Source organism: Streptomyces aquilus, from assembly GCF_003955715.1.
GTDB classification, from domain to species: Bacteria; Actinomycetota; Actinomycetes; order Streptomycetales; family Streptomycetaceae; genus Streptomyces; species Streptomyces aquilus.
Genome location: NZ_CP034463.1, coordinates 6059448 through 6081396 on the forward strand (window position 1 = coordinate 6059448; position 21949 = coordinate 6081396).

At 72.6% G+C, this 21949-nt stretch carries 27 protein-coding genes; 16 read left to right on the top strand and 11 right to left on the bottom strand.

All coding sequences use genetic code 11. The features are described from left to right. Positions 1-82: 82 nt before the first annotated feature. Entirely contained in the window at positions 83-1507 is a 1425-nt protein-coding gene (locus tag EJC51_RS27910; protein WP_244362880.1) for an MFS transporter, read from the bottom strand. A 322-nt stretch (positions 1508-1829) separates the two neighbouring features. Here EJC51_RS27910 and EJC51_RS27915 point away from each other — a divergent pair, with 322 nt between their 5' ends. The 12 genes from EJC51_RS27915 (at position 1830) to EJC51_RS27970 (ending at position 12664) form a co-directional block, all read left to right on the top strand. Next, entirely contained in the window at positions 1830-2519 is a 690-nt protein-coding gene (locus EJC51_RS27915; RefSeq protein ID WP_208870745.1) for a hypothetical protein, read from the top strand. Beyond that, positions 2516-3847, top strand: a complete 1332-nt coding sequence (locus EJC51_RS27920; protein WP_244362882.1) for a copper resistance CopC/CopD family protein — start codon at positions 2516-2518, stop codon at positions 3845-3847. The genes EJC51_RS27915 and EJC51_RS27920 overlap by 4 nt, the downstream gene beginning before the upstream one ends. 57 nt (positions 3848-3904) lie before the next feature. After that, positions 3905-4948, top strand: a complete 1044-nt coding sequence (locus tag EJC51_RS27925) for a cupredoxin domain-containing protein (protein WP_126273604.1) — start codon at positions 3905-3907, stop codon at positions 4946-4948. Between the two features lie 85 nt (positions 4949-5033). After that, the gene (locus EJC51_RS27930; RefSeq protein ID WP_126273605.1) at positions 5034-5546 is read left to right on the top strand and encodes a hypothetical protein; all 513 of its coding nucleotides are present in this window, start codon (positions 5034-5036) and stop codon (positions 5544-5546) included. Then, positions 5534-6253 carry a cupredoxin domain-containing protein gene (locus tag EJC51_RS27935; RefSeq protein ID WP_126273606.1) on the top strand — a complete coding sequence of 240 codons (720 nt, stop codon included), beginning with the start codon at positions 5534-5536 and terminating at the stop codon, positions 6251-6253. Before EJC51_RS27930 ends, EJC51_RS27935 begins: the two co-directional genes overlap by 13 nt. Before the next feature lie 79 nt (positions 6254-6332). After that, entirely contained in the window at positions 6333-7424 is a 1092-nt protein-coding gene (locus tag EJC51_RS27940; RefSeq protein WP_126273607.1) for an LLM class flavin-dependent oxidoreductase, read from the top strand. Further along, positions 7421-8068 carry a CE1759 family FMN reductase gene (locus tag EJC51_RS27945; RefSeq protein WP_126273608.1) on the top strand — a complete coding sequence of 216 codons (648 nt, stop codon included), beginning with the start codon at positions 7421-7423 and terminating at the stop codon, positions 8066-8068. Before EJC51_RS27940 ends, EJC51_RS27945 begins: the two co-directional genes overlap by 4 nt. Before the next feature lie 117 nt (positions 8069-8185). Then, entirely contained in the window at positions 8186-8959 is a 774-nt protein-coding gene (locus EJC51_RS27950; RefSeq protein ID WP_126273609.1) for a response regulator transcription factor, read from the top strand. Continuing rightward, positions 8960-10375, top strand: a complete 1416-nt coding sequence (locus tag EJC51_RS27955) for a HAMP domain-containing sensor histidine kinase (protein WP_126273610.1) — start codon at positions 8960-8962, stop codon at positions 10373-10375. It begins immediately after the preceding gene. A gap of 405 nt (positions 10376-10780) precedes the next feature. After that, a complete protein-coding gene (locus EJC51_RS27960) occupies positions 10781-11275 on the top strand; it encodes a MarR family winged helix-turn-helix transcriptional regulator (RefSeq protein ID WP_126277160.1) in 495 nt (164 codons plus the stop codon). Positions 11276-11444: 169 nt separating this feature from the next. After that, on the top strand, positions 11445-12251 hold the full coding sequence (locus EJC51_RS27965) for an MBL fold metallo-hydrolase (RefSeq protein WP_126273611.1): 807 nt from the start codon (positions 11445-11447) through the stop codon (positions 12249-12251). Between the two features lie 2 nt (positions 12252-12253). Continuing rightward, positions 12254-12664 (top strand): nuclear transport factor 2 family protein, encoded by a 411-nt coding sequence (locus tag EJC51_RS27970; protein WP_126273612.1) that lies wholly within the window; start codon positions 12254-12256, stop codon positions 12662-12664. A 15-nt stretch (positions 12665-12679) separates the two neighbouring features. Here EJC51_RS27970 and EJC51_RS27975 read toward each other — a convergent pair whose 3' ends face one another. The 6 genes from EJC51_RS27975 to EJC51_RS28000 all read right to left on the bottom strand — a co-directional run bounded on the left by EJC51_RS27975 (position 12680) and on the right by EJC51_RS28000 (position 16937). Continuing rightward, positions 12680-13678 carry an iron-containing redox enzyme family protein gene (locus tag EJC51_RS27975; RefSeq protein ID WP_126273613.1) on the bottom strand — a complete coding sequence of 333 codons (999 nt, stop codon included), beginning with the start codon at positions 13676-13678 and terminating at the stop codon, positions 12680-12682. Then, positions 13675-13908 carry a CDGSH iron-sulfur domain-containing protein gene (locus EJC51_RS27980; RefSeq protein ID WP_126273614.1) on the bottom strand — a complete coding sequence of 78 codons (234 nt, stop codon included), beginning with the start codon at positions 13906-13908 and terminating at the stop codon, positions 13675-13677. Before EJC51_RS27980 ends, EJC51_RS27975 begins: the two co-directional genes overlap by 4 nt. Continuing rightward, complete coding sequence (locus EJC51_RS27985) at positions 13892-14578, bottom strand: HemK2/MTQ2 family protein methyltransferase (protein WP_126273615.1); 687 nt, start codon at positions 14576-14578, stop codon at positions 13892-13894. Before EJC51_RS27985 ends, EJC51_RS27980 begins: the two co-directional genes overlap by 17 nt. A 71-nt stretch (positions 14579-14649) precedes the next feature. Continuing rightward, positions 14650-14835: a hypothetical protein gene (locus EJC51_RS27990; RefSeq protein WP_126273616.1), complete on the bottom strand. Its 186-nt coding sequence runs from the start codon at positions 14833-14835 to the stop codon at positions 14650-14652. Positions 14836-14923: 88 nt separating this feature from the next. Further along, positions 14924-16456, bottom strand: a complete 1533-nt coding sequence (locus EJC51_RS27995) for an FAD-dependent oxidoreductase (RefSeq protein ID WP_126273617.1) — start codon at positions 16454-16456, stop codon at positions 14924-14926. Positions 16457-16583: 127 nt separating this feature from the next. After that, on the bottom strand, positions 16584-16937 hold the full coding sequence (locus tag EJC51_RS28000; protein ID WP_244362884.1) for a DUF3040 domain-containing protein: 354 nt from the start codon (positions 16935-16937) through the stop codon (positions 16584-16586). Positions 16938-17045: 108 nt separating this feature from the next. On the opposite strand from EJC51_RS28000, the gene EJC51_RS28005 reads away from it, so the two are divergent. Then, a complete protein-coding gene (locus EJC51_RS28005; protein WP_126273618.1) occupies positions 17046-17522 on the top strand; it encodes an SRPBCC family protein in 477 nt (158 codons plus the stop codon). Between the two features lie 103 nt (positions 17523-17625). Here the strand turns inward: EJC51_RS28005 and EJC51_RS47850 are convergent, their stop codons facing one another. Further along, a complete protein-coding gene (locus EJC51_RS47850) occupies positions 17626-17766 on the bottom strand; it encodes a hypothetical protein (protein WP_166682912.1) in 141 nt (46 codons plus the stop codon). Beyond that, positions 17763-18176: an arsenate reductase ArsC gene (locus tag EJC51_RS28010; RefSeq protein ID WP_126273619.1), complete on the bottom strand. Its 414-nt coding sequence runs from the start codon at positions 18174-18176 to the stop codon at positions 17763-17765. Before EJC51_RS28010 ends, EJC51_RS47850 begins: the two co-directional genes overlap by 4 nt. Positions 18177-18267: 91 nt before the next feature. On the opposite strand from EJC51_RS28010, the gene EJC51_RS28015 reads away from it, so the two are divergent. Both EJC51_RS28015 and EJC51_RS28020 read left to right on the top strand, forming a co-directional pair. Next, a complete protein-coding gene (locus EJC51_RS28015) occupies positions 18268-18576 on the top strand; it encodes an ArsR/SmtB family transcription factor (RefSeq protein WP_126273620.1) in 309 nt (102 codons plus the stop codon). Between the two features lie 39 nt (positions 18577-18615). Further along, on the top strand, positions 18616-19386 hold the full coding sequence (locus EJC51_RS28020) for an aquaporin (RefSeq protein WP_126273621.1): 771 nt from the start codon (positions 18616-18618) through the stop codon (positions 19384-19386). Positions 19387-19456: 70 nt separating this feature from the next. Here EJC51_RS28020 and EJC51_RS28025 read toward each other — a convergent pair whose 3' ends face one another. Continuing rightward, positions 19457-19834, bottom strand: coding sequence for an ArsR/SmtB family transcription factor (locus EJC51_RS28025; protein WP_126273622.1), 378 nt, complete (start codon positions 19832-19834; stop codon positions 19457-19459). Positions 19835-20006: 172 nt separating this feature from the next. On the opposite strand from EJC51_RS28025, the gene EJC51_RS28030 reads away from it, so the two are divergent. After that, complete coding sequence (locus tag EJC51_RS28030; protein WP_126273623.1) at positions 20007-21371, top strand: NAD(P)-binding domain-containing protein; 1365 nt, start codon at positions 20007-20009, stop codon at positions 21369-21371. 51 nt (positions 21372-21422) lie between these two features. Here the strand turns inward: EJC51_RS28030 and EJC51_RS28035 are convergent, their stop codons facing one another. Next, positions 21423-21860: a hypothetical protein gene (locus EJC51_RS28035; RefSeq protein WP_003974483.1), complete on the bottom strand. Its 438-nt coding sequence runs from the start codon at positions 21858-21860 to the stop codon at positions 21423-21425. Between the last annotated feature and the right edge of the window lie 89 nt (positions 21861-21949).

The window sequence follows — 21949 nt, forward strand, 5'->3', positions numbered from 1 at the left end:
TGGCGGGTGCGGGTGGATTGTGGCTGGTCGCGCCCGCGCGGCGGAGCCGCACATCGACACAGCCCCGCGCCCCTCAGGGGCGTCAGTGGAGCCCTTCTTCCTGGGGCTTGCTCGGCAATAGGGCTGCCAGAGGCAGGCATGTCGCCAACCCCGCTGCCACCACCAACAAGCTCATCGTGCCGTCGCTGTGGAAGTACACCGTCGTCACCGCCGCCGCCCCCAGCGCGTTCGCCAGTTGTTGGACCGCGTTCAGGGAACCGCTCGCGCTTCCCGCCTCGGACGGGGCGATGTCGCCGATCGTGAGGTCGTAGATCGTGCCGAAGCAGGTGCCCATGCCCACGCCGAGGATCACGAGGGGTGGGGTCAGGGACCAACTGGTGGTGTGGGTCCCCGAGTTGTGGATGACGAGGGTCAGCCAGACGCAGCCTGCCAGGAGGATCAGCAGGCCGGTTACGGCGAGGCGGCGGCCGTAGGTGTGGAGCAGGCCGTGGCAGGCGATCGAGGCGATCACTATGCCGAGGGTCAGCGGGATCAGGCCCAGCGCGGTGTCGGCGGGGGTGCGGCCGAGGTCCCGCTGGAGGAAGAGGGAGATGACGTAGAGGAGGCCCGACGTCGCGGCGAAGGCGGCGACGCCGAGGGCGAGGCCCGCCGCGAAGCCGCGGTTGCGCAGGAGAGACGGCTCGATGAGCGGGTGGGCCGCGGTGCGCTGGCGGTGGCAGAAGGCGGCGAACGCGACGAGGCCGAGGAGCAGAAGGGTCAGGGGGCGGGCGGTCCAGGCTCCCCCGGAGGAGGTACCCCCACCCGAGCCGTCGATCAGGCCGCCCAGGACGCCGAGCATCGCGCCGGCGAGGAGGGCGGAGCCGGGGACGTCGACGGAGACGGCGCTGTCGCCGGTGTCCCGGGGGAGCAGGCGGGCGGCGGCGAGCAGGGCGGCGCCGCCCAGGAGCAGGTTGATCAGGAACATGGGGCGCCAGCCGAGGCCCGCGATGTCGGCGTCGATGAGGAAGCCGGCCAGGACCGGGCCGCCGACGGCGGAGAGTCCCATCGCGGGGCCGAACAGGGCGAAGGCCCTGCCGATCTGGTCGCGGGGCCAGGTGGCGCCGAGGATGCCGAAGCCCTGCGGGATGACGAGGGCCCCGAAGGCGCCCTGGAGCAGGCGGGCGGCCACCAGGGTGGCCGGCGTGGGGGCGAGGCCGCAGGCCAGGGAGGCGGCGATGAAACCGGCGAGGCCGATCAGGAACAGCTTGCGGCGGCCGTACCTGTCGCCCAGGCGTCCGCCGGGGACGAGTAGCACGCCGAGGGCGAGTGCGTAGGCGGCGCCCAGCCACTGGACCAGGGCCGGGCCGCCGCCGAGGTCGGCGGTGATGGTCGGGGCGGCGATGTTGGTGATGGTCGCGTCGAGGAGGTCGAGGATGTCGGCCGCGAGGATCACGGCCAGGATCGCCCAGCGGGTGCGGGCGGGGAGGTCGTCCCGCTTGGTGTTTGCGTTGTGCAGTGTCTGTGTCACGCAGCTAAATATGGGGGGCGGTCCGGTCGGTGTCAACCGGGATCCGCTCGACGGGGTGCTGGGGAGGCGTGGGGGGTCGGGCATATGCGTTGACGGATATTCGGTGAAGAATGAAATGCCGCGCCCGTTCGAATTCACGGGCCCTTCTTTTCCTTCACGAAATGCAATGCGCGCATTGGGGCGGCAAGGTCCGTTCTCACAGACCACCCCCAGGGGGAAATGAGGCAACGAAACGACCGATTAACTGACGTGTAGCGGAAGGGAATCGTCCCGGCAGTGCACTCCTGGTCTCCGTTGTTCACGCACAGCGTCAGGAGGGACCATGTCCTTCTTCGCCAGGGCATCCTGGCCAGGAGACCATCGGGACGAAATAGTCGCGGGCACGCTTGTCGCGGCCGTCGTCGTCATACTCGGATACGCCTCGGGTATCGGCGTGTCCACACCGCCGACCGTCGACACCGCGGCGCCGCCGGCCTCGGAAGCCCCCGCCCGCGAGCCCACTTCCCGCTCCGAGACCGGCCCGTCCGACGCTTCCGCCGGAAATGCCGGCGCCGGTTCGGCGGGCGGTTACTGGGCCGGGGAAAGCGGCGGGATTCCCGTGGCCGGTGTCCCGTCGGACGCGGGTGGCGGTGGGGGCGGGGGGCACGATCACGGCACGGGTGGCACCGGTACTGGCACGGGTACGGGTACGGGGACCGGTGGGCCCGGATCGCCCTCTCCCGCGCCGACCCCGTCACCCAGCACCTCCGGCGGCTGCGAGGAGGGTGAAGTCCGGCTCGTGCAGCCGCTGTTGAACGGCGTGGTGACCCCGGTGACCGGCCTGCTCAACGGTCTGCTCGCCCCGGCTTCGGCAAGCCCGTCGCCCTCCCCTTCACCCTCGCTCTCGCCCTCGGCTTCATCGCTCTCGTCCTCCTCGCTCTCGTCCTCCTCGCTCTCGTCCTCCTCGGCGGCGGACGCGCCCTGCGTCGGTGTCGCGGCCTCGCCCTCGCTGCTGCCGGAGCTGCTCCCGTGAGCCGCCGCACCGCGTCCCTCCTCGGCGGTCTCCTGGCCGCCCTCGCGATGCTGCTCCTCGCCGCGCCGGCCGCCTCGGCCCATACGGAGCTGGAGTCGTCCACCCCGAAGGACGGCGCCCGGCTCACCCGCACTCCGGCCACCGTGGAGCTGGTCTTCAGTGAGCCCGTCGAACCGGGCGACGTCCGCATCGAGGTGGCGGGCAAGCGGCTCGCGGTGTCCCGGGGCGGGAGTGGCGGCGATGCCGTCCGGGTCACCGTCCCCAAGAGCACCGGCCAGGACCGACTCACTTTGGTTTGGCAGGTACTTGACATGGAGGACGGGCACTCCACCTCCGGCACGCTCTCCTTCCCGCTCACCGCGAAGGCCCCGGCCGACACCGCCCCGGCCGACACCGCCGCGCCGGCGGTACCGCAGCCGAACGGGACCGTGCACACGGCCTGGATCACCGCCCGCTGGGTCGGCTACCTCGCCCTCGCCCTCTACGTCGGCGGCCTGGCCTTCCTCGCGCTGCTGTGGCCGCAGGGCGCCACCGACCGGCGTACCCGCCGCATCCTCACCCTCGCCTGGGCCGCGGGTCTCGCGGCGAGCCTGCTCACGCCGGGGTTGCAGAGCGCGTACGGGGCGATGGGCACGTTCGCCGATGTGTTCCGACGCTCCACCTACGCGGACCTGTCGGCCACCGAGGTCGGTGTCGTCGCCGCCTGCCGGGTGCTGATGTGGGTGCTCGCGGCCGTCGTGCTGGCCGCCGTCCTCCAGGGCGGCGCCCGGGCCGCCCGCTCGCCCGGCTGGCGGGTCGGCGCCCTGGCGGTGGCGCTCGGACTGCTCCGTACGACCGGCATGACCGGCCACAACGCCGAGGGGGACCACCCCGGTTGGGGCGCGGTGGCCGACCTGGTCCATCTGCTCGGTGTCTCGATCTGGCTCGGCGGGCTGACCCTGCTGCTGCTCGGGGTGCTGCCCCGGCGCCGGCCCGAGGAACTGTCGGCCGTGGTCCCGGGCTACTCCACCCTGGCCGGGCTCTCGGTCGCGGCGATCGTGGCGGCCGGGGTGGTGCTCACCTGGCAGGTCGTCGGGTCGTTCGACGCCCTGGTCGACACCGGGTACGGGCGGCTGCTGCTGGTCAAGACGGCCGTACTGCTCCTGGTGTCGTCGTTCGCGCAGCTCAGCCGCGGCTGGGTGCGGACGCGGCTCGACATCGCCGTACTGCTGCGCGGCGACCGCGCCACCGTACGGCCCTTCGTCCACTCGGTCGCGGCCGAGACGGGGCTCGTCCTCGTCGTCCTCGCCGCGACGAGTCTGCTGGTCACGTCCGCTCCCGGCCGCTGACCGGCACCTGTCCCACCCCTCCCCGCATCGGGGATCTCACAAGGGAGACGCACCACCATGCACACAGAGGAAACCACCGCACCCGCGTCGCACCAGCGGCGGTCCCGGGTGGGCAACCGCGTGCTGCTGGCCACCGGTCTGGGCGCGGGCCTCGCGGCCGTCGCCGGGCTCGGCCTGTTGCAGGCGTCCGCCGGGGCCGCGGCCCCGCAGCAGGCGGCACCCGCCGCGGCGGCCGAACCGATGGCGGACATGGACCACTCGGCCGGCGAGGCCGCCGCGGCCGACCACACCATCGAGATCAAGGACTACAAGTACGCCCAGCCGAAGCTGACCGTGAAGGTCGGCGACACCGTGAAGTGGGTCAACGAGGACACCGCTCCGCACACGGTCACCACCACCAGTGGCCCGGCCAAGTTCGACTCCGGGAACCTGCAGAAGGGCGACAGCTGGTCGTACACCTTCACCAAGGCCGGTACCTACGACTACTACTGCGCGGTCCACCCGGACATGACGGCCTCGATCACCGTGGTCGCCGACGACGACTCGGGCTCCTCCGGCGGGTCGACCGGCGGGGCGACGGGCGGCAGCACGGGCGGTTCGACGGGCGGCAGCTCGGGGGGTTCGACCGGCGGGTCGACGGGTGGCGGCACGGGTGGCTCCACCGGGGGGTCGACCGGCGGTTCCACCGGTGGTTCCACCGGGGGTTCGAGCAGCGGGGGCAGCGGCGGGGGTGACGGTGGCGACGAGCAGTGCGTCAGCGTCCAGCAGGTGCTGCTGCCGATCCTGCGGCACATCAACTCGGCGCACCTGGAGGAGTCCCCGGGGCAGCAGGTGAAGGACGCGCTCGAACTGGACAGCTACATCAAGATGCACACCGTCTGGCTGGAGTCGATCCTCACGCCCGCGGTGAACGGCGTCGGCAGTGTCTCGGACGACACCCTGAGCGTGCTGTTGCAGCACATCAACTCGGCGCACCTGGAGGAGTCGCTGGGGCAGCAGGTCGCGGACCTGCTCAACGTGGACTCCTACGTCAAGATGCACACCGTCTGGGCCGAGCATCTGCTCGCGCCGACCGAGGACTACGTCACCAACTCCTGCTGACGTCCCCACGGCAGGACGCGACGGGCCGGCCGAGTCGCAGTCGGCCGGCCCGCCGCTCTCCTGATTCTTCCCACGAGGTGCCGAGATGACCACCGAGACTCTGCCCACAGCCACGCTGCCGCCGCCCCGGCCGGGGCCCGACTGGCTGCCCGACCCCGGTACCTACGGGGCCGCACCGGACCGCTGCATCGTCGAACTGACCGCGCGACTGGGCCCGTTGACGACCCTGCGCCGCCGGCTCACCGCCCTGGACGCGACCCTGACCGTGGCGCCCGACTCCGACGACTGCGTGCTGAGCCTGGAGCTGGCCGGCCGGCTGCTCGGCGGCAGGACGCTCACCTTCGTCAGTACCAGCCTCACGCCCACCGACGAGGCCACCCGGCTGCACGTCCCCGGCGAACTCGCCCTGACCGGACCGGCGGAGGTGGTGTTCGGCTTCCGGGTCGTCGAGCGCACCGCCGACCGGCTGCTGGTCCTCGGTACGCTGCGGCTGCCGTACCGGCCGCCGCGCCGCAGGACCGGCCTCACCCTGCCCCGCATCCGCCCCGCAGACCGCATCCGGCTGCTCGTCGCCGCGGAGTTCACATGCCCCGCCTGACCGTCCCGCGCACCCTGCTCGCCGCCTTCCTCGTGGCCGCGTCCGGCACCGTGCTGCCCGCCGCCCCGGCCCACGCCGCCACCACCCACCAGGTCCTCATGTCCGGCTACGCGTTCAGCCCCCGCTCGCTGACCGTCACGGCCGGGGACACCGTCACCTGGACCAACCAGGACCAGGCCCCGCACGACGTGAAGACCACCTCCGGGCCCGCCTCGGTCCACTCCCCGATGCTGAACAAGGGCGGCAGCTGGAGCCACACCTTCACCACCGCGGGGACCTACGGCTACGTCTGCACGGTCCACCCGGACATGACCGCCCAGCTGGTGGTGAAGCCGGCCGCGGCGCCCGCGCCGACCCAGCACCAGCACGAGCACCAGCACCCGACGACCTCCGCCCCGGCGCAGGCCCGCACCAGTCGGCCGGCCGGCTCGGCGGAGCCGTCCCCGCACAAGAGCCACGCCGAGCACGGCCACGCAGAGAAGTCCTCCTCGGCCGAGGTCAACGCCCCGTCCGCCGCGTCCCCCAGCGCCTCCGCGGCCACGTCACCGGCCTCGATCGATGCGCAGGCCACGGCGGCCTCCACGGGCCGGCCCCTGGACCCGCTGCTGCTCCTGACCGGTGCGGTCGCGGGTGTCGCGGTCCTGTGTCTGCTGCTGGTCGGCTCGCGCGCGGCCACCCGGGGAGAGGGAGAGGGGGAGCGCGGCTGAGGAAGAGGAGGAATAGCCGGGGCGTGGTGGTCGTTCAGGGGTATGGTTGAACGGTCAACAACTTGGAGGATGATCGGCCATGCAGTTCGGGATCTTCAGCGTCGGTGACGTCACTCCGGACCCCACCACGGGCCGGACGCCGACCGAGCGCGAGCGCATCAAGGCCATGGTCGCCATCGCGCTGAAGGCCGAGGAGGTCGGACTCGACGTCTTCGCGACCGGCGAGCACCACAACCCGCCGTTCGTGCCGTCCTCGCCGACCACCATGCTCGGCTACATCGCCGCCCAGACCGAGCGGCTCGTGCTGTCCACCTCCACGACCCTCATCACCACCAACGACCCCGTGAAGATCGCCGAGGACTTCGCGATGCTCCAGCACCTGGCCGACGGGCGCGTCGACCTGATGATGGGGCGCGGGAACACCGGGCCGGTCTACCCCTGGTTCGGGCAGGACATCCGGCAGGGCATCAACCTCGCCATCGAGAACTACGCCCTGCTGCGCCGGCTGTGGCGCGAGGACGTCGTCGACTGGGAGGGGAAGTTCCGTACGCCGCTCCAGGGGTTCACCTCGACCCCGCGGCCGCTGGACGACGTACCGCCGTTCGTCTGGCACGGGTCCATCCGCTCGCCCGAGATCGCCGAGCAGGCCGCCTTCTACGGCGACGGCTTCTTCCACAACAACATCTTCTGGCCGGCCGACCACACCAAGCGGATGATCGAGCTGTACCGGACGCGGTACGCGCACTACGGCCACGGCACCCCCGAGCAGGCCGTCGTCGGCCTCGGCGGGCAGGTGTTCATGCGGGCCAGGTCGCAGGACGCGGTGCGGGAGTTCCGGCCGTACTTCGACAACGCGCCGGTGTACGGGCACGGGCCGTCCCTGGAGGACTTCACCGACCAGACGCCGCTGACCGTGGGCTCGCCGCAGGAGGTCATCGAGAAGACGCTGACCTTCCGCGAGTACGCCGGCGACTACCAGCGCCAGCTGTTCCTGCTGGACCACGCCGGGCTGCCGCTGAAGACCGTCCTCGAACAGCTCGACATCCTCGGCGAGGAGGTCGTTCCGGTGCTGCGCGAGGAATTCGCCAAGGGCCGCCCGGATGATGTGCCGGAGGCGCCCACCCACGCGTCGCTGCTGGCCGCTGCGAAGAAGGAGACTGTGTCGTCATGAAGCTTGTCGTCGTCTCGGCGGGGCTGAGCGTGCCCTCCTCCACGCGGTTGCTCGCCGACCGGCTGGCCGCCGCCGTGGGGCGAACGGCCGCGGTGGATGTCCAGGTCGTCGAGTTGCGTGAGCTCGCCGTGGAGATCGCGCACTTCTTCACCAACGGGTTCCCCGGCAAGGCACTGGCCGCCGCGCAGGAGGCGGTGGCCGGGGCCGACGGGCTGATCGCCGTCACGCCGGTGTTCTCCGCCTCGTACAGCGGGCTGTTCAAGTCGTTCTTCGACGTCCTCGACAAGGACGCGCTGGTCGGGAAGCCGGTGCTCGTCGCCGCGACCGGGGGCAGCGCGCGGCACTCGCTCGTGCTGGAGCACGCGCTGCGGCCGCTGTTCGCCTACCTGCGGGCCGTGGTCGTGCCGACCGCGGTCTACGCCGCCTCCGAGGACTGGGGTGCGGAGGGGCTTGAGGGGCGGATCGAGCGGGCCGCGGGGGAGCTGGGTGCGCTGATGGCGGGTTTGTCGGGGAGGCCGGTGGTGAGCGCGGTGGGTGCGTCGGGTGCGGCGGTGGATCTGCCGGCCGCGCGGGGCGGGGGTGACGGTGGGTTCGAGGTCGTGCCCTTCGCCGAGCAGCTGGCCGCGCTGGCGCCCAAGCGGTGAGAGGACGGTAGGGGTACGGGGTGCGGTTGTCTCTGTGACGGTGAGAGGCGGGTAAAAAGGCTGATCGTCGGGTCGCTCACCCGGCTGAACCGGCGGATGCCTTGGCACTATGGAGGCGTGCCTCAGACCGTGCTGCTCGCCGAAGACGACCGCGCCATCCGTCATGCGCTGGAGCGTGCCCTGACCCTGGAGGGCTACCGGGTCACCGCGGTCGCCGACGGGGTCGAGGCACTCGCGCAGGCCCACCGCACCCCGCCTGACGTGCTCGTCCTCGACGTGATGATGCCCGGCATCGACGGGCTCCAGGTGTGCCGGGTGCTGCGTGCCGAGGGCGACCGGACGCCGATCCTGATGCTGACGGCGCTCGTGGAGACCCAGGACCGGATCGCCGGGCTGGACGCGGGCGCCGACGACTACGTACTGAAGCCGTTCGACGTCGAAGAGGTCTTCGCCCGGTTGCGGGCGCTGTTGCGGCGGACCGGAGGCGGAGCCGGGGGTGCCGGCGGGGGCGTCGGCACGGGTGCCGGTTCGGGTGCGGCCGACGGTGGGGTTTCCGGGAGCGGTGACCTCGCGCAGAAGGTCGTGGCCGAGCGGTATCTGGAAGCCGCCGGGCTGCGCATGGACCCGCAGGCGCGGCGGGCCTGGCGGGACGGGCGGGAGCTGGAGCTGACCCGTACCGAGTTCGAGCTGCTGGAGCTGCTCGTCCGCAACGCCGGGATCGTGCTCGACCACTCGACGATCTACGACCGGATCTGGGGCTACGACTTCGGGCCCGGCTCGAAGAACCTCGCCGTCTACGTCGGCTACCTGCGGCGCAAGCTGGATGAGCCGGGGGCGCCGCAGCTGATCCACACCGTGCGCGGCGTGGGGTACGTGCTGCGGGAGGACTGAGTGGGACGCCTCGCGCGGCTGCTGCGTCGGCGGCGGCCCGGGCTGGTGTCCCTCGGGACCACGTTCGCCGTCTCCTTCGCGGCGGTCACCGCCGCCGTCACCGTCGTCGTCGGCATCCTCTCCTACAGCGCGGCCGCCCGGCTGGTGCGGGTCGACCAGCAGTCCGTCTTCGACGAGGTCGTGCAGGATCTGCGCGACGAGGTGCGGCAGCACCGGATGTCGCCGGAGGACTTCTCCTCGTCGGCGCCGGGGCACGATCTGGTGCGGCCGGCCCGTACGGACGTACAGGTGCTGGGGGCGGACGGGTCCGTTGTCGACCCCGGTAGCCCTGGGCTGCCCGTGCGGCAGGCGGACCGGATCGTCGCGCGGGCCTCGGCGGCCGGGGAGCTGACCGAGCACAAGGACGTCGACGTCGGCAGCGACGTGTACCGCGTGGCGACCGTGGCGCTCGGCGGTGGGCGCGGGGCGGTGCAGGTCGCCCAGGAGTTCAGTGACACCGAGGATCTGTTGCAGGCTCTTCAGCAGCGGACGCTCATCCTCATGGCGGCCGTCGTCGTCGGGGCCGGGCTGTTCGGGTGGTGGCTGGCTCGGCGGATCACTCGGCGGCTCGTTGTCCTCACCGCCGCCGCGGAGGACGTCGCCCGTACGCGGCGGCTCGGTGTGCAGGTGCCCGTCACCGGCTATGACGAGGTGGGGCGGCTCGGGCGGGCCTTCGACCGGATGCTCGGGCGGCTCGCGCAGTCGGAGGAGGACCAGCGGCGGCTGGTGCAGGACGCGGGGCATGAGCTGCGGACGCCGTTGACCTCGTTGCGGACCAATATCTCGCTGCTGCGGCGGATCGACGAGTTCCCTCCGGAGACTCGGGAGGAGCTGGTCGCCGACCTCGGTCAGGAGGCGCGGGAACTCACCGACCTGGTCAACGAGTTGGTCGAGCTGGCCGCCGGGCAGTCCGACACCGAGCCGCCGCAGCGGGTGGATCTCGCCGACATCGCGGAGGACGTGGCGGGGGTGGCCCGGCGGCGTACCGGGCGGGAGATCCTCGTGCGGGCGAGCGGGGTCACGTCCACCGATGGGCGGCCGGGGATGTTGACCCGTGCGGTGTCCAACCTCGTGGAGAACGCGGTGAAGTTCGACCGGGAGGGGCGGGGGCCGGTCGAGATTCGGGTGGCTGGGCCCGCGCGGGCGGGGGTGGTGCGGGTGGAGGTGCTCGATCGGGGGCCCGGGATCGGGGACGAGGATCTTGTGCGGGTGTTCGACCGGTTCTATCGGGCCGCGGATGCTCGGTCGTTGCCGGGGTCTGGGCTGGGGCTGTCGATCGTGCGGGAGGTTGCGCTGGCGCATGGGGGTGCGCCGTTCGCCGTTCGGCGGGAGGGGGGCGGGATGGTCATGGGGTTCAGCGTGGGGGGCGGGGTCTGAGCTGCGGGTGGGGTGGGGTGGGGTGCGGTGGGGTGCGGTGTGGGCCGGTGCCGCTGGGTGGGGGTTCGCCTTTGCGCGGGTGGTTCGTTGTGGGTCGGGGCCGCGCCGGGGGGTGTCCGTCCTCGGAACGGCGCGGAATCGGGCAGCTATGACAGGGCGCCCGTGTTGACGCGCCAACCGCTGCGGGCGGACACCCCCCGACACGTCCCCTTCCCGCCGTACGCGGCTGGCCGTCCGCGGGGGTGCGCCTCGCCGTCCGGGCGGCTTTCCGTGTGCCTACGGCCCCGCCTGGGAGGAGGGGGACGTCGGCCCCGCGTAGGGGGCGCGGTCCCGGTGGGCGGGCCGGTCGGCCTGCACGGCATGATCGGGGGACTGCGCACGGCGGACGGAAAGGGCGGCGGGGACGTGGACGAGCGGGCGGAGATCTCTTCGGCCAAGGAGGCCGCCGACAATCCGCTGGTGCTGGCCTTCGGGCGGCTCCAGGGGGCGGCCAACCGGCTGGAGTACATCCTGGGCCGGGCCCTGGAGGAGGAGTGCGGGATCAGCCACCTGATGTTCGAGGTGCTGCTCATCCTCGGGCGGGCCGAGGGGGCCGGGCTGTCCATGCGGGCCGTCGCCCAGGAGCAGGTACTGACGACCGGGGGTGCCACCCGGCTGGTCGACCGGATGGAGGCGGCCGGGCTCGTCGAGCGCGCCGAGGACCCCGGTGACCGGCGGGGGCGGCTGGTCCGGCTGACCGAGCTGGGGGAGCAGACGGCGGTACGGGCCTCCCGGGCGCACGTGGAGAACATCCGGCGCTACTTCCTGGCGCCGCTGCCGCCCGAGGACCGCGACCGGTTCGCCGAGGACCTGCGCATCCTGAGCCACTCGGCGCGGGACGTGCTGCCGCGGCTGCCCTGACGGGCTGCGGGTGGCGCTGGGGCACTGACTTGTCGAGGGTTGGGTGTGACGGCTGTCACATTGCCGGGTGTCCTTTCCGAGAAATATCTGACGGGTCAGTTACTGTTCTGTCAGATGAACTGCTCGCGTCCGTCCGCCTCCACTGCCCCCTCCCCGCAAGGAGCTCCCGATGAGCACGCTCTCCTTCGAGGTCCTCGACCTCGACTTCCCGGCCGGCAGCAGGAACAAGACCGCCACTCTCGTCACCGGTGAGAACGAGGCGCTGCTGGTGGACGCCGCCTTCACCCGCGCCGACGGTCATCGCCTCGTCGCCGAGATCCTCGACTCCGGCAAGACGCTCACCACCGTGTTCGTCTCCCACGGCGACCCCGACTTCTACTTCGGCGCCGAGGTCGTCGCCGACGCCTTCCCCGAGGCGAGGTTCGTCGCCACGCCGATCGTCATCGAGCACATCCAGCACTCCTACGAGGGCAAGCTCAAGGCCTGGGCCGCGCTCGGCCCCAACCTCCCCACCCGTCTGGTCGACCTGGAGCCGCTGACCGGCGACCTCACCCTGGAAGGCCACCGGTTCGAGCTCAGGGGCGGTGTGCCCGAGCTGTCCGACCGCCACTACCTGTGGCAGGCCGAGCACCGCGCCCTGCTCGGCGGCGTCCTGCTCTTCCAGCAGGAGCACGTCTGGGTCGCCGACACCGCCACCCCCGAGTCCCGCGCCGCCTGGATCAAGCTCCTCGACGACATGGCCGCCCTGGAGCCCGAGCTCGTCGTCCCCGGCCACCGGCTGCCCGGCACCGCCGCCGACGCCTCCGCCATCGCCGCGACGCGTGACTACCTGGTCGCCTTCGAGGAGGAGCTCGGCAAGGCCGCCGACGGCGCCGCCCTCACCGAGGCCCTCGTCGCCCGCTACCCCGACCACGGCATGCTGATCGCCGCGCAGATCGGCGCGAAGGTCGCCAAGGGCGAGATGAAGTGGGGCTGACCATGAGTGATGTCGCCACCTCCACCGCGCCGGCCGACGTGGTCCGCCGCCAGTACCTGGCCTCCGCCGCCGGTGACCTCGAAGCGCTGCGCGCCACCCTCGCCCCCGACGTGGAGTGGACCGAGATGGCCGGCTTCCCGCTGGCCGGCACCTACCGCACCCCCGAGGGCGTCACCGCCAACGTGATGGAGAAGCTCGGCCAGGACTGGGACGGCTGGACCGCCCACGACGACACCTACGTCGTCGACGGCGAGAACGTCGTCGTCCTCGCCCGCTACAGCGCCGTCAACAAGGCCACCGGCAAGCCGATCGACGTCCGTGTCGCCCACGCCTTCGTCGTCCGCGGCGGACTCATCGTCCGCTTCGAGCAGTTCGTCGACACGGCGCTCGTCCGGGACGCGATGACCGACTGATCCGGCAGCGGTCCGTCAGGGGCCGCGCAGTGCCGTCGCCCCCTGCCGCCAGGCTCCCAGCAGCCTGGCGGCCAGGCGTTCCTCCAGGTACGTCGTCGCGCGGACGCCGAACACCACGTCGGCCTCCAGCTCCGGCTCGCTCTCCAGGAGACCGGCGACGACGTCCCGTCGTACGACCTGCTCGTGCACGGCGTCGGCCTCGACGTGCTCGGCGTAGAACCGTACGGCCGCCGGGCCCGCCCCCACCCGGCGCAGCGCCTCGGCGAGGCGGCGGGAGCCGGGGGACGAGGTCACCTCCACGGACGCGAAGTGGCCGACCAGCGCGCCGCGCAGCGCCCGGTGCAGGCCGAACAGGCTCATCAGGTTGACGGTGGCGAGCGCCTCGGCCGGGGCCGCGTCGAGGTAGTGGCCGTACGCCGTCTCCAGCTTCAGGTCCGTCATCAGGTCGGCGAACAGCTCCGCGTGGATCTCGTCCGGGCGGCCCGCGCCGAACTCGTCGAACTCCACCGCGACCATCCCCGCCTTGGCCCGCCCGTGCAGCCGGGGGATGACCCAGGCGTGCGGGTCGGCCTCCTTGAGGTGGTAGAGCGAGCGCAGGGCCGCGTACTCGCGCAGCTGGTCGAAGGTGCCCTCGTCGCGCAGGAAGAACGACACGCTCGTGCCGTCGGGGTCGGCGGTCGGTTCGACCTGGAGCTCGTCGAGGGCGGCGCCGGCGGTCGTGCCGGTGGTCGGCACGTCCTCGCGCAGGGCCGTCAGGAAGCGGTCTTCGAGGGTGGCGCGGCAGGCGAGCAGGGCGCTGTCCCACTCCAGGGTGTCGGGGACGTCGCGGAAGCCGCGGTAGTGCAGTTCGTAGAGGGTGTAGAGGGCGAGCTGGAGGTCGTCGCCGTAGGCGGGGGAGTCCTCCGGGACGTTCCGCGGGGCGGGCGCGCCCAGGAGGGCGGCGCGTACCGCGGCGGAGAGCGGGCCGCGGGGCGTGGGGAGCGGTGCGGGCCGGTGCCGGGAGGCGCTGGTCATGTGCGGTGGCCTTCGTCGGCCGCCGTGCCGGTGGGGCGCTCGCGGCGGCGGTGGCTGGTGTCGCACCACGGGTACAGGCGGCTGCGGCGGCAGGTGCAGACCGCGACCTCGAAACGGTCGGAGACCGTCACCTCGCCGTGTTCGTCGACCACTTCGACCGGTCCCTCGATCAGCAGGGGCCCGTCGCGCTGGACGCGGACGCGGCGCGGGCGGTCAGCGGGGGCGGCCACGGATCACCACCAGTTCCTCCGTCGTGTCGCCGTTCGCCAGGCCCCGGTCGCGCAGCCAGTCGAGCCGGGAGCGCAGCACCGGGCCGAACGGCAGCCGGGTGCGGTCGACGACCTCCGCGCGCAGACCGGCCTCGGTGAGGCGGGCCAGGGTGGCGTCGACGCCGCAGAGATGGGAGTGGACGAGGAGCAGGGCGCCGGTGGGGTGCAGAACCTCCGGTGCGGAGTCGCAGACCCTGTCGATCAGCAGGCGGCCGTCCGGGCCGGCGTCCCAGGCGCGGGCGGGGCCGCGGGGCGGGGCCGCGCCGGGGGCGGGGACATAGGGCGGGTTGGCGAGCACCAGGTCGAAGCGGCGGCCGGGGACCGCGGAGGCGAGGTCGCCGTGGCGGACGCGCAGACTCTGGCCGTTCAGCAGGGCGTTGAGCCACGTGGTCGCGACCGCCCGCCAGGAGATGTCGACCGCGGTGACCCGGCCGCCGAGCCGGGCCGCCTCGACCGCGAGCGCCCCGCTGCCGGTGCCGAGGTCCAGCACGTGCGTCCGGTCCGTGATCGGTTCCCGGTGCAGGGCCCGCCCCAGGAGCCGGGTGTCGGCCTGCGGCGCGTACACGCCCGGGGGGACCCAGCAGCGGCGCGGGTCGGCGGGGGTGGGGCAGCCGACGGTGGTGAGGGGCATGAGGGTCCTGGTGGGGGGTGAGATGCGGCTGATGGGGGGGTGTGGGGTCGGAGGCCTCGGTCGGTCTCCGGTCAGTCGTCGCCGCGGACGATGTTGTCCTCGCCGCCGGTGCCCGTGGCGGACGGAGGGGTGCCGTCGTCGACGGGGGAGAGGCAGGTGCGTACGCCCTTGTCGCGTACGGTGCGAGCCTTTCGCCAGCCCGTCCTCGCCACACGGAGGACGGTGGTCGGGTCGTTCTGGACGGTGGGCGTGGTCACGGCGGTTCAACTTCTCTCTGCGTCTCGATGAGCAGTCGGCCGAGTTCCCTGTCGGGCCGTGGGGAAACGGTTGTCCTCAGAGCCGTCCTCAGAGGTCGCGCCGCTCCAGCGGGCGTACCGCGGGCCCCTGGAGGATGCTGCCGTCGGGGGCGAACCGGGAGCCGTGGCACGGGCATTCCCAGGCCTGCTCGGCGCGGTTGAAGGCCACGACGCAGCCGAGGTGGGTGCAGTTCGCCGAGACCGCCTGGAGCCGTCCGCTCTCGTCGCGGTGCACGGCACACCGGTGGCCGCCCACCCGCATCACCGCGCCGTCGCCCGGCGCGAGGTCCTCCGGCGCCGGGCCCGACAGGGGCGGCAGCCGGTCGCCGACGAAGTGCCGGGCGACCTGCGTCTGGTGCTTGAGGAAGGACACCCCCTCGCGGACGACGGAGCCGAGGCGGCGCGGGTCGTACAGGCCGGCCCACGCGACCTCGCGGCCGGCCATCAGGTCGGTGATCAGGCGGCCCGCCATGATGCCGCCGCTCAGTCCCCAGCCGCCGAAGCCGGTGGCCACATAGGTGTGCCCGCTGCCGGGGTGGAGCGGCCCGACGAGGGGCACGGAGTCGGTGGAGTCGTTGTCCTGGGTCGCCCAGCGGTGGGTGAGGGTCAGCCCGCGGAAGCGGTCGCCGGCCCACTCCGCGAGCCGCGCGAAGCGCTTGTCGACGTCCGCGGTGCCGGGGGTGAAGTGCTCGCCGGTGACGATCAGCAGCCGTACGCCGTCGTCGTCGCCGTAGGGCGCGCTGCGCACCGAGCGGGTGTTCCGCTCCGGCGTGATGTACATGTCGCGCGGGGCGCGGCTCGCGTCGACGGTCCCGGCCACGACCAGCTCACGGCGGGGGGAGAGCCGGGTGAAGAGCAGGGCCCGGTCGAAGACGGGGTAGTGGGTGGCGACGACCACGTCGTTGGCCCGCACCTTCACCCCGGCGTCGGTCGTCAGGACGCACGGCTCGCCCTCGGTCAGGGCGACGACCCGTGTGTCCTCGTACACCGTGCCGCCGCGCCTGCGCAGGTCGTCGGCGAGCGCCAGCAGGTACTTGCGGGGGTGGAACTGGGCCTGCCGTACCACCTTGACCGCGCCCGCCACCGGGAACGGCAGCTCGGTGTCGGTGACGAAGGAGGCCGCCAGGCCCGCCTCGCGCGCCGCTTCCGCCTCGGCCCGCAGTTCCGCGACGCCGTCCGCGTCCTCGGCGTACGTGAACGCGGCCGCCTCCTCCCAGTCGCAGTCGACGCCCAGCTCCGCCACGATCTCCGCGGCGTGCCGGATCGCCTCCGTCTGCGAACGGGCGTACAGCCGCGCCCCCTCCGCTCCGCGCGTGCGGCGCAGCCGGTCGTAGACGAGGGTGTGCAGGGCGCTCAGCTTGGCCGTGGTGCGGCCGGTCACCCCGGCGGCGAGCCGGCCGGCCTCCAGCACGGCCACCTCGCGGCCCTCCCGGACCAGCTCCCAGGCCGTGCTCAGCCCGGCCATGCCACCGCCGATCACGGCGACGTCGACGGTGATGTCGCCGGTGGGCGGGGGCGCGGGGGTGCCGGGCGGGGCGGTCTCGAGCCAGTACGACCCCCGGAGTCCTGCGTCGGCGTTCATGGCCGCCTCCTGTCTCGTGGTTGTCGCTGATCGCGGTGCCGCGGCAGCCGGAGATGCCGGGGCCGTGGAACGTCGCCGGTGCGCGGTCGTGCCGTACGCCGCGAACCGCCCGGTCCTGACGCCGAGTTCACCGCCACGGTGTGCCGCGCTCCGCTCGGCGGGGCCCTTCCCCGCCGGCGCGGCACAGCAGCCGGAATCCCTGGAGCAGGGTGAGGGGCCACAGCACGGTGAAGCACCACAGGACGGCGGGGTCCGAGGTGCGGACGCCCATGACGACGAGGAACACCGAGGCGCTGAACAGTGCGGCCGTCGACAGCGGCAGCCAGCGGCGGGAGACGGGGCGGCGCAGCCGGCGGTTCATGTGGTGACGCATACGGCGGGTGAGGCGTCGGTCGGCGCTCAGTTCCGCCTCCATGCGGCGCAGGGCGAGGCGTTCGTGCGGGGAGAGCACGATGTCGTCGGGGTCACTGCGGTCGTTCACGATCGGCACCTCTTTCGTCGTCGGCCGGGTTCCCCTTCGGGGTGAGGCGACGCCTCCCGGGTACTCGACGCCGTGCACGTACGGAACCCGAGGAACAGGGAGGAACTCATGAGCACGGTCAAGAAGGCGGTCGAGGTGGAGGTGCCGCTGCACCGGGCGTACAACCAGTGGACCCAGTTCGAGGAGTTCCCGAAGTTCATGGAGGGCGTCGACGAGGTCACTCAGCTCGACGACCGGCACAACCACTGGACCACCAGCATCGGCGGCGTCCGGCGCGAGTTCGACACGGAGATCGTCGACCAGCTGCCCGACGACCGGATCACCTGGCGCACCGTCGGCGGCGACACCTCGCAGCGCGGCTCGGTCCGCTTCGAGCGGGTGGACGACATGCACACCAAGGTGGAGCTGACCATGGACGTCGAGCCCACCGGCATGGCCGAACGGGGCGCGGACGCGCTCGGCCTGATCGACCGCCGGGTCTCCGGAGACCTGCGCCGCTTCAAGGACTACGTCGAGAGCGGCGCCGAGAGCGGCGGCTGGCGCGGCCGGATCCGCCCCGAGGACCCGGGCATGTCGCCGCTGTGATCAGGCGCTGAATCGACCCGCACGCAGCGGCGGTGATCGCAGTACTGCCGCCGTTCAGATGTGTGCCGGTGAGGGGGCGGCCCGGAGTCAGGGCCGCCCCTCGTCATGCGCCGGCGCCGCCGTCGACGGGGACGATCGCGCACTCGTCGATCATGTCGGTGGCGGTGCCGCCGGGGGTGACGCCGTGGCGGAAGCCGGGGAAGTCCTCCACCTCGGTCGTCGTGCCGGCTGCACTCGCGCTCATGCCCGGGGCTCCGGCGCGATCTCCTTGATCAGACCCTCGACGAGCACCTTGATCTCGTCCCGGATCGGGCGGACGGCCTCGACGCCCTGCCCCGCCGGGTCCGCCAGCTGCCAGTCCAGGTACCGCTTGCCGGGGAAGACGGGGCAGGTGTCGCCGCAGCCCATGGTGATGCAGACGTCGGACTCCTTGACCGCGTCGACGGTCAGCATCTTCGGGACCTCGGCGGAGATGTCGATGCCGACCTCGGCCATCGCCTCGACGGCGGCCGGGTTGACGCCTGTGCCCGGGGCGGAGCCGGCGGAGCGGACCTTGACGCGGTCCCCGGCCAGGTGGGTCAGCCACGCGGCGGCCATCTGGGAACGGCCGGCGTTGTGGACACAGACGAAGAGCACGGAGGGCTTGTCGGACATCAGAGGTCTCTCTTGTCTCATGACGACATCAGGCGCGCATGACATCAGCACCCGGTGGTGTCAGTCACCACTGATGTGACAGTATCAGCGCATGCTGACGTCAGTCGACACTGATCTGATCCGGGTCCTGGCCGACCCGCTGAGGCTCCGGATCGTGACCCTCCTCGCCAAGGAGACGCTGTGCACCACCCACCTCGTGGAGGAGACCGGTGCCAAGCAGACCAACCTCTCCAACCACCTGAGAGTGCTGCGCGAGGCCGGGGTCGTGGAGACGGAGCCGTGCGGCCGGTTCACCTACTACAAGCTGCGCGCGGACGTCGTCGCCTCCCTCGCGAGCCAGTTCGCCGACCTGGCGGAGTCCGCTCGTGGCGCCGCCGACAACAAGCGGTCCTGCCCCTGATCCCTCGCCGCCGTCCGGCGACCGCACCAAGGAGTCCTGTTGACCGCCACGCACGAGTCGGCCGCCGCGTCGGACATACCCGCCGCCGAGCCGCAGCCCGCGCCGGGCGCCACCCCTCCCCGCAGGCCGCTGGCGGCCCGGGCCGCCGCCGAACTCGTCGGCACCGCGGCCCTCGTGGCGGTGGTCATCGGCTCCGGCATCCAGGCCACCGAGCTGACCAAGGATGTCGGGGTGCAGTTGCTGGCCAACTCCCTGGCCACCGTCTTCGGTCTCGGGGTCCTGATCCTCCTGCTCGGCCCGGTCTCCGGCGCGCACTTCAACCCCGTGGTCACCCTGGCCGAATGGTGGACCGGCAGGCGCGGCGGCCCCGGGGTGACGATCCGCGAGGCGGCCGTCTACGTCCCCGCGCAGATCGCGGGGGCCATCGCGGGCGCGGTCCTGGCGGACGCGATGTTCGGCGAGCCCTTGGTGGAGTGGTCCACGCACGACCGGTCCGCCGGGCACCTGCTGCTGGGCGAGGTCGTCGCCACCGCCGGCCTGGTCCTGCTGATCTTCGGCCTGGCCCGCACCGATCAGCTGCGCTACGCCCCGGTGGCCGTCGCCTCCTACATCGGTGCCGCGTACTGGTTCACGTCGTCGACGTCGTTCGCGAACCCGGCGGTGACCATCGGCCGTACCTTCAGCGACACGTTCGCGGGTATCGCGCCCGGCTCGCTCGTGGGCTTCATCGGCATGCAGCTGATCGGCGGCGTGGTCGGCCTGGCACTGGTGGCGCTCGTCTTCCTGCCCGGGCGGGACACCGCCGAGTGACGCGGACGTCCCAGGTGGCGGTGATCGGCGGCGGCCGGCCCGACCTGTCCGACGTGAACCGTACGGGTGGTCAGGCGGCGGCCGGCGTCATGGTGAGCAGCTTCCCCATGGCCGCCAGCACGGACGGCTCGACCCGGTAGTAGACCCATGTGCCGCGCCGCTCGGAGGTGAGCAGGCCGGCCTCCTTGAGCTTCTTCAGGTGGTGGGAGACGGTCGGCTGGGAGACCCCGACATCGGAGATGTCGCACACGCATGCCTCGCCGCCCTCGTGCGAGGCCACCGCTGAGAACAGCCGCAGCCGAACCGGATCGCCCAGCGCCTTGAACATCCGCGCGGCGGTTTCCGCCTCGTCCGCGGTGAACGGGCGCTCGGTCAGCGGCGGGCAGCACGGCGCCACGGCCCCGGATGCCTCGGGCTCAAGCAGCGGCAGCACCTTCGTATTCGACATGCATCTATGTTGACATACGTCGAACCAGTCGGGCCGGGGGCTGGCACCGGCACCGGACATCACGCTCCGCCCCTCCCTGATTCGGCGAATGTCTATGTTGACGCTTGTCGATACAGGTGCCATTCTGGAGCGCGCCGGACATCGACAGACGTCGAAACAAAAGGGGAACCTCGTGAACGAGCCCACCACCGACCAACTGCCCGTCGTGGTCATCGGAGCCGGCCCCATCGGCCTGGCCGCCGCCGCCCACCTCGTCGAACGCGGCCTCGCACCGCTGGTCCTGGAGGCCGGCCCCTCCGCGGGCACCGCCGTACGCGACTGGGCGCACGTCCGGCTGTTCTCGACGTGGGCCGAGGTCACCGACCCCGCCGCCGAGAAGCTCCTCGCCCCCACCGGCTGGGTCCGCCCCGACGGCGCCGCCTACCCGACCGGCGGCGACTGGGCCGCGCACTACCTTCAGCCGCTCGCCGACGTCCTGGGCGACAAGGTCCGCTACGGCGCCACGGTGACCGGCGTCGCCCGCGCCGGCCGCGACCGCATCGTCGACGCCGACCGCGACGAACAGCCCTTCACCGTGCACGTCCAGACGGCCGACGGCCACGAGGAGCGGATCACCGCCCGCGCCGTCATCGACGCCTCCGGCACCTGGACCATCCCCAGCCCCATGGGCGCCGACGGCCTGCCCGCCCTCGGCGAGAAGACGGTCGCCGAACACGTCTCCTACCGCGTCCCCGACCTGAAGGACCCGGCGGTCCGCGCCCGGTACGCGGGCAAGCGCACCGCCGTCATCGGCTCCGGCGCCTCCGCCTTCACCGCCCTGGCCTACCTCGCCGACCTGGCCGAGGACGAGCCGGGCACGCACGCGACCTGGATCCTGCGTCGCGGCATCGGCGCGAGCACCTTCGGCGGCGGCGAAGCCGACCAGCTCCCCGCCCGCGGAGCCCTGGGCCTGCGCGCCAAGGCCGCCGTCGAGGCCGGCCATGCCGACGCGGTCACCGGCTTCCGGACGCAGGCCGTGGAACCCGGCGGCGACCGGCTCGTCCTCGTCGCGGAGGGCGGTCGCCGCCTTGACGCCGTCGACGAGATCATCGTGCTCACCGGCTTCCGCCCCGACCTGTCCTTCCTCTCCGAGGTCCGCCTGGGCCTCGACGAGCGCCTTCAGGCTCCGACCGCGCTGGCCCCGCTCATCGACCCGAACGTCCACTCCTGCGGCACGGTCTACCCGCACGGGGTCAACGAGCTCTCCCACCCGGAGAAGGGCGTCTACCTGGTCGGCATGAAGTCCTACGGCCGCGCCCCCACGTTCCTCGCCATGACCGGCTACGAGCAGGTCCGCTCCCTCGCGGCCGCCCTCGCAGGCGACCGTGAGGCGGCCGAGCGCGTCGAACTGACCCTGCCCGAGACCGGGGTGTGCGGCGGAGCCGGCCTGTACGACGACCCCGACGCCGCCCAGAGCGGCGGAGGCGGAGGCTGCTGCGCGGCCCCGGCCACCCTGCAGATCGGCATCGGCGCCCCAAGCGCGTCCGGTGGCTGCTGACCAAAAAGGGCGAGGCCCGAAGACCCCGCCCGCTACTGATGGAACCCCAGCTCAGGGCCACACCAAGCAGTAAGGCTGATGCCCCGCCTCGTGCAGGCGGTGGCTGAAGTCCTGCCACTCGTGCAGCAGCTGGTACACGTTGAACGCGTCCCGCGGGCCGCCCCGGTCCGGCACCGTCGACCAGATGAACGCCGCCGCGCCCACCGCTTCCTCGCCGATGCCGCGCAGCGGGTCGACGACCGTCATGGGGAGCTTGACCACGGCGTAGTCGGGGTGCAGGACGACCAGTTCCAGCGGGGGCACCTTGTGCAGCGGGACGCCTTCTATGCCGGTGAGGACCATGGCGGCCATCGTCTCCGGCTTGATCTTGGTGAACATGCCGTTCATGCCGAGCTCGTCGCCGCCGAGTTCCTCGGGGCGCATCGAGATCGGGACGCGGGCCGCGGTCGCGCCGTCGGGCGCACCGAAGTACTTGTACGTCACCCCCACCCGACCACCATTCCTGCTCCCCGCCCTCAGCCGGTCGATCCGACGTTCGATACGTCGCTCGTCCTGCTCTGTCTCACTCGGTACGCGTG